Raw genomic sequence first — 15,517 nt, forward strand, 5'->3', positions numbered from 1 at the left:
TATGCTGTGATTGGTATAATTTTCTTGTATCGACATTCGATATAACGAGAACTGATATAAGGAGGGGTCAATTTGAAAAAGAGATTTTTATCGGCATCATTAGCAGTCATTTTAACTGCATCTGCTGTCTATCCTGTCACAATGCAGGAAGTACGGGCAGTTAATGAACCGAACAAGAGTGTGCTTGCAGAGACGCAAGAAGATCGTTTATCGGTGAAGGGATTTCTTGATTTGGCTGTAACTACTTTAACGTTTCAACATGGTTCAGACACAATGCGTCAGCAAGTAATTGCTGAATGGGTTAAAGATGGAGAGTTGAAAAACTTAAATTTTTATATTAAGCATGATGAAGTTGCACGTATTTTGGTAAGAGCGCTTGGTCAGGAGGAAAATGAAAAAAGTCTAACTGAATACAAAGCAAAAGCGGACAAGCTAGGTCTGTTTAAAGGAATTTCAAATGAATTTACTACAATTACTGAAAAAGATGCAACGATTATTCTGAATAATTGTCTGAATATTAAAAATCCTACAGATGATAAGGGTGTAAAAGAAATTTCGGTAGATGATTTTATGCGGAATCCTGGAGACTTCGGCTATGTACTTTCACCGGATGGTAATTACATTACATTTACTTCTGAGTGGGAAAATCGTTTAAATGTATTTGTGAAAAAAATGAATGATGATAGTGAACCAGTTCGCGTTTCAAACTCAAAGGATCGTAATGTAGGGGGATTCTTCTGGAAAGATGACACGCTACTTTATGTAAAGGATAATGGAGGCGATGAAAATTTCCATATTTATTCTTCAACATTTAATGGAGGAGAGGAAAAAGATTTAACGCCTTATCCAGGAGTAACAGTGGGAGTAGTAAGTGAACTAGAAGGTGTTAAAGATGAAATACTGATTATGATGAATAAAGAAGATGCAACATTATTTGATGTTTATAAGTTTAATGTGAAAACAGGTAAAACAACACTAGTTGCAAAAAATCCTGGGAATGTTGTTGACTGGGTAGCAGATCGAGAAGGAAATATTCGACTGGCGTTAGTTTCTGATGGTGTAGAAGGTGTTGTTTTATATCGTGAAACAGAAAAAGATGAATTTAAGCCATTTATCGAGATGAAGGCAGGGGATGAAGTATACCCACTCGCATTCTCAAAAGACAATAAATACATTTATGCAACATCTAACAAAGGAAGAGATAAAGTCGAGGTTGTTAAATATGATTTAGAAGGTAAAGAGACGGTTATAATGTCCCATCCAGATGTGGATGTAGCCGCTGTATTATACAGTCCTCAGCAAGACAAAATATTATACGGTGCTTACGTAACTGATAAAGTACATTACAAGTTTTTTGATAATAACTTTGAGCAGATTTTCCGTAAAATTCAAAACAAGCTAGGGGTAACGGAAAGCGAGTTCGGTATTAACGATTACAACAAAGAAATGACAAAATTCATCGTGAGTATTTCAAGCGACACGGTATACGGAAAATATTATTACTATGATTCTACAACAGATGAATTGACAGAGTTAGCAAATTTAAGCTCTTGGTTAAAACCAGAAGACTTGGCAGAGATGCATCCGATTTCTTATAAGAGCCGAGATGGTCTAACAATTAACGGCTATTTAACATTACCGAAAAATAAGAAGGCTGAAGATTTACCGCTAATCGTTAACCCGCATGGTGGTCCATGGGCACGTGATATGTGGGGCTTTAACCCGGAAGTCCAACTTCTCGCGAACCGTGGCTATGCAGTGTTACAAGTGAATTTCCGTTCATCAACAGGCTACGGCAAAGAATTCCTACAAGCTGGAAACAAACAATGGGGTCTCAAAATTCAAGATGATATAACAGACGGCGTACAGTGGGCGATTGATCAAGGTATTGCTGATCCGGAGCGTATTGGTATTTACGGTGCATCATTCGGAGGCTATGCAACATTAGCAGGTATTACGTTTACACCAGATTTATATGCAGCTGCTGTTGACTATGTCGGCGTCTCAAATATATTTACACTATTAGAGACAATCCCACCAACTTGGGAAACGACACGAAATATGTTCTATGAGCGTATTGGACATCCAGAGAAAGATAAAGAGTTATTAACAGCAGTTTCACCAGTGTTCCATGCAGATAAAATTAAAACACCATTATTCGTAGCACAAGGTGCGAACGATCCACGTGTTAATCAAGCAGAGTCTGACCAAATCGTTGAAGCACTACGAGCAAGAGGTGTTGATGTAGAGTACATGCTGAAAGAAAATGAAGGACATGGCTTTGCAAACGAAGAAAACCGCATTGAGTTTTATAATGCGATGATTAAATTTTTAGATAGCCATTTAAAATAATGATATTGAGGCTGAGCAGGAATTGACCTTCCTGCTCAGCCTTTTATAATGAAAGGCAGGAGGTGCTTTTACATGAATGTGAAATACTATAGTAGAGCAAATTGTGAATTGTGTGTAGACGGACTTCGTACATTGAAGCTCGTTCAGGAAGATATAGCTTTTGATATTGAAATCATTGATATTGAAGAAGATGATGCTATACATGAAAAGTATATGTTAATGATCCCTGTGGTGGAAAAAGAAGGTCGGATTCTGCAATATGGAAATTTGGATTACGCAACCTTAGCAGAAGCACTTGTATAAAAAGTGCTTTTTTTTGATAAAATAAATTGTATTTTCTTGTTCTTCATATTATAATCAAATTGTAAGTGGGACATAAAATTATACATCGGGACTGAAAATGTCCCACCTTGATTAAGGGAGGGTGGATCAACATTTTATCGACACATGATGCACAGAAAAAATTGCTTCCAGAGATGTACCAACTCCTCCTAACGAGGTATCGAATTTTGCAAACGGTACAGCTCATGCAACCGATTGGACGACGAGTTCTTGCAGAGACGTTAAAAATGACTGAGCGGGAAGTTCGCAAAGAAACTGAAATTTTACGTGAGCAAGTGTTATTAGAATCGGATAAATCGGGAATGTTATGTACTGAGGACGGTTTAGCTGTAATCGAAAAATTGCAAGAAATGGTATATGAATGGACTGGATTAACACAGCTTGCCTTAACGCTTAAAAAGGGTTTAGGTGTACAAAGTGTTATTGTTGTACCTGGCAATTACGATGAAGATGAGACAGTGTTAACGTTACTCGGTAAGGAAGCGGCAAGGCAGTTCAATGAGTCGATTAGTAGCGGACAAATTGTCGCTGTCACTGGTGGCAAAACAGTCGCATCATTAGCCCAATTTTTACAATTGGATGATACGCGACAAAACGTTACATTTGTCGCAGCACGAGGTGGTATTGGTCATGAAATGCAAATGCAGGCAAATACTCTCGTCGCAATGTTTGCTGCGAAAATGAATGCACAATACCGAACGCTATTTTTACCCGAACATTTGAGTGAACAAGCGTATCAGGCGATGTTAACAGAGCCGATGGTAGTTGACATGATGCAATACTATGATCAGTCAGATTGTGTAATTCATGGGATTGGTTCCGCAGAGGAAATGGCGATTCGTCGTAATTCTTCACCCGATGATTTACGAATTCTTGAGGAGAAAGGGGCTGTCAGTGAAGCATTCGGCTATTATTTCAATGCCGATGGTGAAATTGTGCATCGTATTCGTACGATTGGTATCCAACTCGAACAAGTAAAAAAATGTAATAACTTAATAGCAGTAGCAGCAGGTAAACAAAAAGTGAGTGCGATTTTATCTTATTTTAAGGTAGCGCCAAAGCAAACTGTTTTTATAACAGATGAAGCGACAGCGAAGGCTATAGCTGAAAGTTTACTGTAAAAAATATATTAGAACATTATTGGAGGAATTGACGATGGCATTAAAATTAGCGATTAATGGATTTGGACGTATTGGACGTGTAGTATTTCGTGAGGCAATGAAGCATGAAGAAATCGAAGTAGTAGCAATTAATGATTTAACAGATGCGGCTCAACTTGCGCATTTATTGAAATATGATTCAGTACACGGTGTCTATGAAGCTGATGTACATGCAGAAGGCGATTCTATCGTAGTGAACGGCAAAAAAATTAAAGTATCAGCTGAAAAAGATCCTTCTAAATTACCTTGGGGCGAACTAGGTGTAGACGTAGTTCTTGAATGTACAGGTCGATTCAAGACGAAGGAAGAAGTAGGCATGCATATTCAAGCAGGGGCGAAAAAAGCAATTCTTTCTGCGCCAGGTAACGGTATGCCAACATTTGTAATGGGTGTTAACAACGAAGAATATAACCCAGAAACAGATGATGTATTCTCAAATGCATCTTGTACAACAAACTGCTTATCTCCAGTAGCAAAAGTATTAGATGAGAAATTCGGTATCGTGCGCGGTATGATGACTACAATTCACTCATACACTAACGACCAACGCATCTTAGATTTACCACACGCTGATGCTCGTCGTGCTCGTGCAGGTGCAGTGTCAATGATTCCAACAACTACTGGTGCAGCTTTAGCGGTATCTAAAGTTTTACCACAATTAAAAGGTAAATTAGATGGTTTCTCTATGCGTGTACCAACACCAAACGTATCTTGCGTAGACTTAGTAGTAGAACTTAAAGAAGAAGTTACTAAAGAGTCAATCAACGCAGCATTAAAAGCAGCTGCTGAAGGTGAACTAAAAGGTATCTTAGGTTACAACGACCTTCCATTAGTATCAATTGACTACAATGGTAACAATCACTCTTCAACTGTTGATGGTCTTTCAACAATGGTTATGGAAAACCGCATGGTGAAAGTTCTAGCTTGGTATGACAATGAAGTTGGCTATTCAACTCGTTTAATGGATTTAGCACTTTATGTGTATAAACGCGGTATCAACAACAAATAAGTGTCATAATTCGTAAAACGAAGTAAAAAGTGTGTCATAATACCACTTTTTACGTTTAAAAAGTATAGCCTTTATAATATCAAAAAGATATAATATACGAGGGTAAAAGGAGTAAGGAACATTTATCCTTACTCCTTTTTTGATAAAATATACGTTTTAAGTTATTACCGATCATTATGAAATAACTTTTGCTACGAATAGAGCTAGTAAATGTCCATTTTCGAAAATCAGGTAGCGGGAAAGAGTGTGTAGCACCAAGATGGGTGAAACACTTACACCTAATAACCAACCAACTTTGAAGGGGGTTTCTTCATGTTAAACAAGAAGACGATGCAAGATATTGATGTAAAAGGTAAACGAGTTTTTGTACGAGTAGATTTCAACGTACCAATGGAAAACGGTGCAATCACAGACGAAACACGTATTCGCGCAGCAATTCCAACGATTAAGTATTTAGTAGAGCAAGGTGCAAAAGTTATTTTAGCTTCTCACCTAGGTCGTCCAAAAGGTGAAGTTAAAGAAGATATGCGTCTAACAGCAGTTGGCGTTCGATTAGCTGAACTAATTGGTAAGCCGGTTACAAAATTGGATGAGTCAATTGGTGAAGCAGTAGAGGCAGCGGTTGCAAAAATGCAAGATGGAGACATTGTGCTACTTGAAAACGTACGCTTCCATGCGGGTGAAGAGAAAAATGATCCGACACTTGCAGAACAATTTGCTCGTGTTGCAGATGTTTATGTTAATGATGCATTCGGTGCAGCTCACCGCGCACACTCTTCAACTGAAGGTATTGCAAAACATGTCCCAGCTGTAGCAGGTTTCTTAATGGAAAAAGAATTAGATGTGCTTGGTAAAGCATTATCAGAGCCAGAGCGTCCATTTACAGCGATTATCGGTGGTGCGAAAGTAAAAGATAAAATCGGCGTAATTGAAAGCTTACTTGAAAAAGTAGATCATTTAATTATCGGTGGTGGATTATCTTACACGTTCCTTAAAGCACAAGGTTATGATGTCGGACAGTCTCTTTTAGAGGAAGATAAAATTGAATTAGCAAAAGGATTCATTCAAAAAGCGAAAGACAAAGGCGTGCAGCTACATATGCCTATCGATGCAGTAGTTGCGAATGAATTCTCAAAAGATGCAGAAACAAAAGTGGTCGATGTAGATGCAATTCCATCAGACTGGATGGGTCTAGATATTGGACCGAAAACTGCAGCAAAATACGCTGAAGTTATCAAAAATTCAAAGCTAATCATTTGGAACGGACCAATGGGTGTGTTTGAAATGGATAAATTCGCAAATGGTACAAAAACTGTAGCTGACGCAATGGCAGCAACAGCTGGCTACACTGTGATCGGTGGCGGTGACTCAGCTGCGGCAGTAGAAAAATTCAACGTTGCTGATAAAATGGACCACATCTCAACTGGTGGCGGAGCTTCTTTAGAGTTAATGGAAGGTAAGGAACTACCAGGTATTCTAGCGTTAAACGATAAATAAGTTATGGGAGGCACTATCCATGCGTAAACCAATTATTGCAGGTAACTGGAAGATGTATAAATCATTTGAAGAGGCAGTTCAATTTGTTGATACTGTATTGGACAAAATTCCTTCAAATGATAAAGTGGACGCAGTTATTTGCGCACCAGCTATTTATTTACCGACTCTTGTACAAGTTGCGGGTGAATCAGATCTTGCAATCGGTGCTCAAAATATGCACTACGAAAACGAAGGTGCATTCACAGGGGAAATCAGCCCTACACAATTAGCAAGCATTGACGTGGACTATGTGATTTTAGGTCATTCAGAACGTCGTGAATATTATAATGAAACAGATGAAGCGATCAACAAAAAAGTTGCAGCGGCTCTCGCGCATAATATTGTGCCAATTATTTGCTGTGGTGAAACGTTAGAAGAACGTGAAGCGGGTACGACTGAACAAAAAGTAGCTGGTCAAATTACTGCTGCACTTAAAGGTTTTACAGCGCAAGAAGTGGAGCATATGGTGATTGCATATGAACCAATTTGGGCAATCGGCACAGGCAAAACTGCTACAGCAGACGATGCAAACCAAGTATGTGGAGCTATTCGTGCAGTTGTTGAAAAATTATACAATGCAGAAACAGCAAAATCTGTTCGTATACAATACGGTGGAAGTGTGAAACCTGATAATATTGTAGAGCTACTTTCTAAAGAGCATATCGATGGCGCTTTAGTTGGCGGTGCAAGTCTTCAAACAGAGTCATATTTAAAATTATTGGAGGCAGCAGCAAATGCCTAAAAAGCCAGTAGCACTAATTATTTTAGATGGTTTTGCATTTCGTGATGAGACATTCGGAAATGCAGTAGCACAAGCGAAGAAACCAAACTTCGATCGTTATTGGAGTAAATTCCCTCATTCAACATTAACAGCGGCTGGTGAAGCAGTAGGGTTACCAGACGGTCAAATGGGGAACTCTGAAGTTGGGCACTTAAATATCGGTGCTGGTCGAATCGTGTACCAAAGCTTAACTCGCTTGAACAAATCGATTCGTGAAGGTGACTTCTTTACAAATCAAGCATTCTTAGATGCAGTAGCGCATGTAAAAGCAAATAACTCTAAACTTCATTTAATGGGGTTATTATCTGATGGTGGTGTGCATAGCCATTATGAGCATATGTTTGCGCTATTGAAACTTGCAAAACAGCAAGGTCTAGAGGATGTATTTGTACATGGTTTCTTAGATGGTCGTGATGTTGGTCCTGCAACAGCACTTGGGTACATCGAAGAAACTGAAAAACAAATGGCTTCTATTGGTGTTGGTAAGTTCGCATCGATCCATGGTCGTTATTATGCAATGGACCGCGACAAACGCTGGGACCGTGTAGCACTGACGTATAACGTACTAGTCGATGGTGTTGGGAGCACGGCAGAGAGTGCAGTTGCTGGCGTGAAGGAATCGTATGAAAAAGATGTGGTTGATGAGTTTGTTGTGCCGTTTAGCATCCAAGAACAAGGCAAGTCGGTAGCGACAATTGCTGACAATGACGCAGTAATTTTCTTCAACTTCCGTCCTGACCGAGCAATTCAACTTTCAAAAGTATTTACAAATAATGATTTCGATGGCTTTGAACTTTCTGCAAATCATCCGAAAAATTTAAAATTCGTGTCCTTTACGCATTATAGCGATGAAGTGACTGCGCAAGTTGCTTATGAAAATGACAATTTGAAAAATACGATTGGTGAAGTGTTAGCTGCAAATGGTAAAACACAACTTCGTATTGCAGAAACTGAAAAATATCCACACGTTACCTTCTTTATGAGTGGTGGCCGTGAGGAGACATTCGCTGGTGAGGAACGTATTTTAATCGCTTCTCCAAAAGTAGCGACGTATGATTTAAAACCAGAAATGAGTGCTTATGAAGTAACAGAAGCATTGCTAGAAGCGATTGCTTCAGATAAATTTGACGGCATTATATTGAACTTTGCAAACCCAGATATGGTTGGGCATAGTGGTATGTTAGAGCCGACAATTAAAGCAATTGAGACAGTAGATGAATGTCTTGGTAAAGTAGTAGATGCCCTGCTTGCTAAAGGTGGTGCAGCTATTATTACAGCTGACCACGGGAATTCTGATGAAGTGTTAACTTTAGAAGGAAAACCGATGACAGCACATACAACAAATCCGGTTCCGGTAATTGTGACAAAATCGAATTTAATATTACGAAATGGTGGCATTTTAGCCGATTTGGCGCCAACCATGTTAGAATTATTAGAGGTTTCACAACCTGTTGAAATGACAGGAAAATCATTAATTGAAAAAGAGGAGAATTGATTATGCCATTTATTACACAAGTATATGCTCGCGAAGTTTTAGACTCACGTGGTAACCCAACAGTAGAAGTAGAAGTATTTACAGAGTCAGGTGCTTTTGGTCGTGCAATCGTGCCATCAGGTGCATCTACAGGTGAATACGAAGCAGTTGAATTACGCGATGGTGACAAATCTCGTTACCTTGGCAAAGGTGTATTAAAAGCAGTTGAAAACGTAAATACAATTATTTCACAAGAATTAGAAGGAAACTATTCTGTTCTTGACCAAGTAGTTGTTGACCAAGCTTTAATCGAGCTTGATGGTACTGAAAACAAAGGTAAACTAGGTGCTAACGCAATCCTAGGTGTATCTATGGCAGTAGCACACGCTGCGGCAGATTATTTAGATCTACCTCTTTATCAATACCTTGGTGGTTTCAATTCAAAACAACTACCAGTGCCAATGATGAACATCATCAACGGTGGTGCTCACGCTGATAACAACGTAGATATTCAAGAGTTCATGGTTATGCCTGTTGGTGCAGAGTCTTTCCGCCACGCATTACGCATGGGTGCTGAAATCTTCCATAACTTAAAAGACGTTCTTAAAAACAAAGGCTACAATACAGCTGTAGGTGACGAAGGTGGATTCGCACCAAACCTTGGTTCAAACGAAGAAGCAATCACTGTTATTCTTGAAGCAATCGAAAAAGCTGGCTACAAACCAGGCGAAGAAGTACGTCTTGCAATGGATGTAGCTTCATCTGAACTATTTAACAAAGAAGACGGCAAATACCACTTAGCTGGTGAAGGCGTTGTAAAAACTTCTGAAGAAATGGTTGATTGGTACGAAGAGTTAACTTCTAAATACCCAATCATCTCTATCGAAGACGGCTTAGACGAAAACGACTGGGCTGGTCATAAATTACTAACAGACCGTATCGGTTCTCGTGTACAATTAGTAGGAGACGATTTATTCGTTACAAATACGAAAAAATTATCTGCTGGTATTGAACAAGGCGTTGGTAACTCAATCCTTATCAAAGTTAACCAAATTGGTACACTTACAGAAACATTTGATGCTATCGAAATGGCAAAACGTGCTGGTTACACAGCAGTAATCTCTCACCGCTCTGGTGAATCAGAAGATGCGACTATTGCTGATATCGCAGTAGCTACAAACGCTGGTCAAATTAAAACAGGTGCTCCATCTCGTACAGACCGCGTAGCTAAATACAACCAACTTCTTCGCATTGAAGACCAACTTGGTGCAACTGCTCAGTTCAATGGTTTAAATTCTTTCTATAACCTAAAATAAGTTCTAGCAACACTTGGGATGTTCTAAAAGCATGTAAATACTTTTGGAACATCCCTTTTTTTACATAATTAATTGGAGTAAAATAGAAAATAAGGGGGAATATAGATGGGTATTATGCAGTCATTAGTAGAAACTTTGCCAATGTTTCATGAAGTGTTCGACAAAGAAATTGCGATTACATTAAACGATATAGAAACGCGATCAGTGGTATTTGTGTTAGAAGGTTCAAAAGTGAAATTACATTTAAAACAGGGTACGATTATTGATGATTCACCGGAATTACGCAGAGTATTTCAGGGTCAAATTTTAAAAATGGATATACCAGTAGAAATGTTCGGTTCACCGATGAATAGTGAAATTTATCCGGTGCGTGAAAATGGTAAGGTTGTTGGCGCGTTAAGCTTTATATTTCCAGTAGAAGCACAACAAAAAGTTGAAGAATATATGAAAAGTCTAGAGGCTATCATTAATGATTTACAGCTTAAGGTGACTGCTGTTGCTGCTCATTCAGAAGAATTATCTGCGACAAGTGAAACGATGACAGATCGCTCAAGACAAGCATTAGAAAATTCGCAGCGTTCTAATGATGTGACGGATTTCATAAAGACTATTTCAAAACAAACGAATCTACTAGGGCTGAATGCTTCAATTGAGGCAGCAAGAGCAGGACAATTCGGTGCAGGTTTCAATATCGTGGCACAAGAGGTTCGTAAGCTTTCAAGTGAAACTTCTACAGCAACAGAGCAAATCGAAACATCATTAAAGACTATTACAAGTAATGTACAATCTTTAATGGAAAGTATGGAACAAGTACAAATGGCTTCTAATGAGCAAGCTGAACTTGTCCAACAATTTAGTGAGGCTATTGAAAAACTAAGTAGTGTCAGTGGACAAATGGCACACTATGTAAAAGAAGTCTTACGTTAAAATGAAAAAAGGTCTGTCTCAATAATGGGACGGGCCTTTTCATTCTGTTGATAAAGTATCTTGTCCATAGAAATTGCGTGAATGGATCGTTCTTAAAAAAGGTCTCTACACCAAACTTAAAAGCTCCTTTAACTACAGTAACAAGGGGGGATTTCCGTTCCGGCTGGGCGCTTTCCGGGGGCGTCCGATGAGACGCCTCGGGGCAACACAATGTTGGTCACGAAGGCGTGTGCTGCTGTCGCTTCGCTTTCGCGCAGATAAATTGTCACAGGACGTGACGGTTTTAGCCTTCGTTCCCCTATACGCTCGCTCCAGGGTCTCATCTGGGACGCTAATCCCCCAGGAGTCGCCCAACCTCCACTCCAATCAACCAGCAATCTAAAATTAATATGTACTTTCATCAAACTCTATCCTTAACTTTGGATGATGAATAAAAAATAATACAAGTAATACCATCAGTTCATTGCAAGATACCCACCTATACAGTAGTCCTTTTCTCTTCATTCAAAATTAGATTGGTCCACTTTCTTTCACTATTTTGATAAGAAAATTCTAGTTGATTGGAGTGGAATGCGTCCGCCTGGAACGGAAATAAACGGGGCCCTTGAACAAACTCTCATAAACGTTAACAAATAATTTATTGACGTAAATGTTTTTCAACAAAGTGAACGGTCTGCCTCATAAATAATGGAGAAAGACCGTTTTTTTGCATTTGAACTTATTGAATTGTTTTTAGTAATTTTTCCGAAACGTAGAAATCAGTACCGTTATAGATATTGATTGTATTAAATGTTTGCGTCTTTGTAGATACTTCGCCATTTGTTGAAACTTGCTCAAAAATCGCGATGTTCTTGTTGACTGGAATTGTAACAGTCAGAGTCCCTTTTTTAGCAATATATTTAGGATTTGTTGCATCAGATACATCGATATTAGTTGTAAAACCTTTAGCAGTTAATGATTTTGTAGCAGGAACATATAAATGATTCGTTAGTTTGCCTAAATCAAAGCCCATAAACCTGGCCATAGCAAGGGCTATGTCTGTGTTTTCCACGAGTCCAGTAAGCTTACTTGGACCGTAAGAATATAGGAAAACATCCTCGCCTGTATGACCACCAGTTGTAAAGCTGATATTAGCCCGATTTGCTAGCATCTCCACCATTTTACTGCCTAGGTTTCTTGCCGAATTTAGTGTAGCAAACTCATCCCTTGTTAAGTTATCCAAGCCGTAAAGTGCTGCCACTTCGACAAGATTGGATCTATCTGTTTTTAATTGGCTTAAAGCACCCTCAATTGTCATCGTTGCTTTTTTCAGAGGATCAATGTAAGCAGAAACCGGAATACTAGAATACGTATGTGTTGTATTGGCATTCCCCATTGTAATTCCACTGTTTCCGTGGTCTGTAACAGCTATTATCATCGTATTACCGTCTTCTTTTGCAAAATCAATTGCTACTTTAACAGCATCATCAAACGATAAAATTTCACTGATCATGCCGATTGTGTCATTGTTATGTGCCGCCCAATCAACTTTACTCCCTTCTACAAATAAGAAGAAACCGTCCTTATCTTTTTTTAGCGTCTCAATCGCTTTACCTGTCATTTCTGCTAGCGTAGGCTGATTGATTGCTGTCGCTTTTCGGTCAAAATCGAAGGCAAGTGCACCTAGTGCAAAGCTTCCCCAAAGTTTATCTGATTGGCTCTGTAATAGTTCTTCACGAGTTTGCACGAAAGTGTACCGCTTGTCCTTAAGAACTGATAGTAAATTTTCGCCATCTTTACGTGCTTTTTTTGTAGGACCGGGTGCTAACGATTCTAGCCCACCACCTAAAACAACATCAATGTTTTGGTAAACTTGTTGCTCAGCAATGTCATCATATTGTTTTCTATTTTTGACATGAGCCGAAAAGCTTGCAGGTGTCGCATGTTGGATTTCTGAAGTGGAAATAATGCCAGTAGCTTTTCCTTTTTGCTTAGCGCCTTCTAAAACATTTGCTACAGGTTTGAAAGCGTCCTCTTTTGTAATTTGTTCAAGTCCTGGTGAGTTAATAATAGAAGGTAAAATGCCGATGTATTTAGCGTTGGATTTATGACCAGTTGCTAATGCTGTTGCAGCTGGGGCGGAGTCAGTAATCGCAGATTCTGCAGAATAAGTACGCACAGCACCTGTTAAAATGTCATCCAAAGCTAAGCTTTCACCTTTATACCAACGGGAAAGTGTAATGGCATTGTTACTACTCCCATCCATGACAAGCATGATTACATTTGTTGGTTTTTTCGCTGCATGTACCTCAGGTTGCGCAATATTAAGAGATGAGAGCACCATGGTACTTGCTAAAGCTAATGAACACCATTTTTTCAAAAATTTCATGATTTACCTCCTCATATAATTGAAATCATAATAGGTGTAATGGAGGAATGTGAAGTTAGTATTAAATAGGAATTAATGTATTATCGTGCCTGTGATACGAATAGATGGATTTGCTTTGGAGGGTAATTTCATGGGCCATCAAAATTGATGTAGCTTTTGGGGAAGATACACTCGGTTTTTCCATCCTATATGAGTAGTATCTTTAATAAAATTTGAATTATACTCACGGTCAGCGAGATCAGGTGTATTAGCCAATAAATACCACTTGCTTTCTAATGCATGCTGTACCCATACTTCAGCGGGAATCGTATTTTCGACTTGAGTCTTCATCATTGCCTGAAGAAGGTTTCGTTTCGCTCGTGCTTGCCTCAAAAGCAAATAACAATGAGCTTAGTAAAAGTAAAGGGAAATACAATTTTTTAAACAAAGTACATCATCTCCTTAAGGACTTATCAAATTGTGTATATATTTCAGACTATATACTAACAAATAATAAGGTTAATTTTGTTCCTAATTTTAAAATACTCCCTTTAAGTCTGTGCTTAGAGGGAGTAGTCTAGTTATAGTGCTTCTTCGTAAGTCTCACCGCCAATTGTTTCATAGTAAAGTGTGCCATTGTCGATGAATAAATTTAAAACCTCTTCTTCTAATAAGACTTCTTCGGAACCGTCTTCTATATATATTTTCGTTAAGAAACCTGCATTATCGTAATCACTACAATAAATCGCCTCGTCGTAAACGGCTAAATAGTAGCAAGCAGTATCTGTGATTTGTTTGTTGGTATTATTCGAGGAATCATACGAGTACACCGTCGCGTCGCTAATACTATTGTAGTAAATGACATCATCCACGGTATCTGCATACCACATATCATGCATAAAGTTAAAGGCATTTCCTGTAGCTGCTTTGTAGTTTTCAGTTACCCATAGATGATCGACGCTAATTTGGGCGTCATTTAATAAAAAATATTCGTATGAAATGGCATAAGGTTCATTTGGCTCGGTATCATTCCAAGTCGTATCGACATGGTACCATGAGCCATCCACCTTTACTAAATTCCATGCATGCAGCTGGTCACCGCTAAAGCCATACACATAGTCAGTTTCGAGTCCTGCTACTTTAAAGAGGCGGTAGGTTAGCAGCGCATATGCCTGACAAACAGCCGTTTCATCGTTAATGAGCTCATATACTGTTTGCCCTTCTGTCACACCTTCTTCCGTATATGTAGCAAGTTGAACAACATAGTCATTAATTATTTTTGCGCGTTCAAAGTCATTCATATTTTTTGTAATATACGTCTTTAGAAAGTTATTTACGTGTGTATTAACAGTAGCCTCTTTTTTTGCATCAGTTAAATAGGTAATCGTCAGTTCAATGAGGAATCCCTTACTTGTTTCCTCAGAAACCCATTCATACTGAAGGAAATAGCCTGCAGTATAAGGATTTACATAGGAAAGTAAGCCAGTGAGGTCATTTAACTGTACTTCAAATGTATTCCACTCTAAATTTCCTGTATATGTTACTTCAAAGGTCTTTTCAAATTTAGCAATATGTATTTCTACGTCCTTTGCAAATTGTAGTAATGCAGGATCTTCATCAAATAATGTAGTAGAAAAGAGATTAGTTGTTGAAAATGCAGAAGCAACCTTTTTGCTTTCAGGATGCTTCTGTTCTTCTACTTCATTTTGTAACGCTTCACCATCGTCTAAACAAGCAGAAAGGATAAATGCAAGACAGAGCAGCAGAAGAAAAAGTGCTTTTTTCAACTTTCGTAACCTCCATATACACCGTTTCTTTCATTGTATAAAACGTGGGGGTGGATTAGAAATTGTTTTTCAAATTTATGTAAGGCGAAAGTCAACAATGTGCGATTTGGGATTCCTACATTGTCACAGAACCCACTTTTTGTTATAATGTAGTGTGTTGTGATGTTTCAAAGTTCGGGAGGTGCAGTAGATGCATACAGTAGTATTAGTTTCATTAATCATCGTATCATTAGCATTGATTGTTGTTGTATTACTTCAATCAGGTAAAAGTGCAGGCTTGTCAGGTGCCATCTCGGGTGGGGCTGAGCAACTATTTGGTAAACAAAAAGCTCGTGGTATGGATTTAATCCTTCACCGTGTGACAATTGTATTAGCAGTATTATTCTTCATTCTAGCTATCGCTATTACGAAAATCTAATAGTTGAAGATGTATCGCCTAACCAAGTATGGTTGGGCGTTTTCTTTTAACTTGATATAGTTGGTGTT

General features: G+C 38.6%; 12 protein-coding genes. 10 read left to right on the plus strand and 2 right to left on the minus strand.

Annotation, left to right across the window (positions count from 1 at the left end):
- Positions 1–72 precede the first annotated feature (72 nt).
- The 9 genes from ACIQ2D_RS18100 (at position 73) to ACIQ2D_RS18140 (ending at position 10,897) form a co-directional block, all read left to right on the plus strand.
- Complete coding sequence (locus tag ACIQ2D_RS18100; protein WP_402866532.1) at positions 73–2,352, plus strand: S9 family peptidase; 2,280 nt, start codon at positions 73–75, stop codon at positions 2,350–2,352.
- A gap of 72 nt (positions 2,353–2,424) precedes the next feature.
- Entirely contained in the window at positions 2,425–2,655 is a 231-nt protein-coding gene (locus ACIQ2D_RS18105) for a glutaredoxin family protein (RefSeq protein WP_402866535.1), read from the plus strand.
- 173 nt (positions 2,656–2,828) lie between these two features.
- Positions 2,829–3,815: a sugar-binding transcriptional regulator gene (locus ACIQ2D_RS18110; RefSeq protein ID WP_402866624.1), complete on the plus strand. Its 987-nt coding sequence runs from the start codon at positions 2,829–2,831 to the stop codon at positions 3,813–3,815.
- 34 nt (positions 3,816–3,849) lie between these two features.
- Positions 3,850–4,863, plus strand: coding sequence for a type I glyceraldehyde-3-phosphate dehydrogenase (gene gap / locus ACIQ2D_RS18115; RefSeq protein WP_402866538.1), 1,014 nt, complete (start codon positions 3,850–3,852; stop codon positions 4,861–4,863).
- A 312-nt stretch (positions 4,864–5,175) separates the two neighbouring features.
- On the plus strand, positions 5,176–6,360 hold the full coding sequence (locus ACIQ2D_RS18120; RefSeq protein ID WP_402866541.1) for a phosphoglycerate kinase: 1,185 nt from the start codon (positions 5,176–5,178) through the stop codon (positions 6,358–6,360).
- Between the two features lie 19 nt (positions 6,361–6,379).
- Entirely contained in the window at positions 6,380–7,141 is a 762-nt protein-coding gene (tpiA, locus tag ACIQ2D_RS18125) for a triose-phosphate isomerase (protein ID WP_402866544.1), read from the plus strand.
- The gene (gene gpmI, locus ACIQ2D_RS18130) at positions 7,134–8,675 is read left to right on the plus strand and encodes a 2,3-bisphosphoglycerate-independent phosphoglycerate mutase (protein ID WP_402866547.1); all 1,542 of its coding nucleotides are present in this window, start codon (positions 7,134–7,136) and stop codon (positions 8,673–8,675) included. Before tpiA ends, gpmI begins: the two co-directional genes overlap by 8 nt.
- A 2-nt stretch (positions 8,676–8,677) precedes the next feature.
- Positions 8,678–9,970 (plus strand): phosphopyruvate hydratase, encoded by a 1,293-nt coding sequence (eno, locus tag ACIQ2D_RS18135; RefSeq protein WP_402866550.1) that lies wholly within the window; start codon positions 8,678–8,680, stop codon positions 9,968–9,970.
- A gap of 105 nt (positions 9,971–10,075) precedes the next feature.
- Positions 10,076–10,897 (plus strand): methyl-accepting chemotaxis protein, encoded by an 822-nt coding sequence (locus ACIQ2D_RS18140; protein WP_402866553.1) that lies wholly within the window; start codon positions 10,076–10,078, stop codon positions 10,895–10,897.
- Between the two features lie 718 nt (positions 10,898–11,615).
- Here ACIQ2D_RS18140 and ACIQ2D_RS18145 read toward each other — a convergent pair.
- Together ACIQ2D_RS18145 and ACIQ2D_RS18150 are read right to left on the minus strand one after the other, a co-directional pair.
- Positions 11,616–13,265: an alkaline phosphatase gene (locus ACIQ2D_RS18145; protein WP_402866556.1), complete on the minus strand. Its 1,650-nt coding sequence runs from the start codon at positions 13,263–13,265 to the stop codon at positions 11,616–11,618.
- A gap of 560 nt (positions 13,266–13,825) precedes the next feature.
- Positions 13,826–15,031, minus strand: coding sequence for a transglutaminase domain-containing protein (locus tag ACIQ2D_RS18150; protein ID WP_402866558.1), 1,206 nt, complete (start codon positions 15,029–15,031; stop codon positions 13,826–13,828).
- 190 nt (positions 15,032–15,221) lie between these two features.
- On the opposite strand from ACIQ2D_RS18150, the gene secG reads away from it, so the two are divergent.
- Complete coding sequence (secG, locus tag ACIQ2D_RS18155) at positions 15,222–15,449, plus strand: preprotein translocase subunit SecG (RefSeq protein ID WP_402866561.1); 228 nt, start codon at positions 15,222–15,224, stop codon at positions 15,447–15,449.
- Positions 15,450–15,517: the final 68 nt, after the last annotated feature.

The organism is Lysinibacillus sp. NPDC097287, assembly GCF_044761695.1.
Taxonomy (GTDB): domain Bacteria; phylum Bacillota; class Bacilli; order Bacillales_A; family Planococcaceae; genus Lysinibacillus.

Excerpts from the sequence above, each read along its gene's own strand:
- eno (WP_402866550.1), top strand. The coding sequence starts at position 8,678 with ATGCCATTTATTACACAAGTATATGCTCGCGAAGTTTTAGACTCACGT.
- gpmI (WP_402866547.1), top strand. The coding sequence starts at position 7,134 with ATGCCTAAAAAGCCAGTAGCACTAATTATTTTAGATGGTTTTGCATTT.
- tpiA (WP_402866544.1), top strand. The coding sequence starts at position 6,380 with ATGCGTAAACCAATTATTGCAGGTAACTGGAAGATGTATAAATCATTT.
- ACIQ2D_RS18120 (WP_402866541.1), top strand. The coding sequence starts at position 5,176 with ATGTTAAACAAGAAGACGATGCAAGATATTGATGTAAAAGGTAAACGA.
- ACIQ2D_RS18145 (WP_402866556.1), bottom strand. The coding sequence starts at position 13,265 with ATGAAATTTTTGAAAAAATGGTGTTCATTAGCTTTAGCAAGTACCATG.
- ACIQ2D_RS18105 (WP_402866535.1), top strand. The coding sequence starts at position 2,425 with ATGAATGTGAAATACTATAGTAGAGCAAATTGTGAATTGTGTGTAGAC.
- ACIQ2D_RS18140 (WP_402866553.1), top strand. The coding sequence starts at position 10,076 with ATGGGTATTATGCAGTCATTAGTAGAAACTTTGCCAATGTTTCATGAA.
- secG (WP_402866561.1), top strand. The coding sequence starts at position 15,222 with ATGCATACAGTAGTATTAGTTTCATTAATCATCGTATCATTAGCATTG.
- ACIQ2D_RS18110 (WP_402866624.1), top strand. The coding sequence starts at position 2,829 with ATGTACCAACTCCTCCTAACGAGGTATCGAATTTTGCAAACGGTACAG.
- gap (WP_402866538.1), top strand. The coding sequence starts at position 3,850 with ATGGCATTAAAATTAGCGATTAATGGATTTGGACGTATTGGACGTGTA.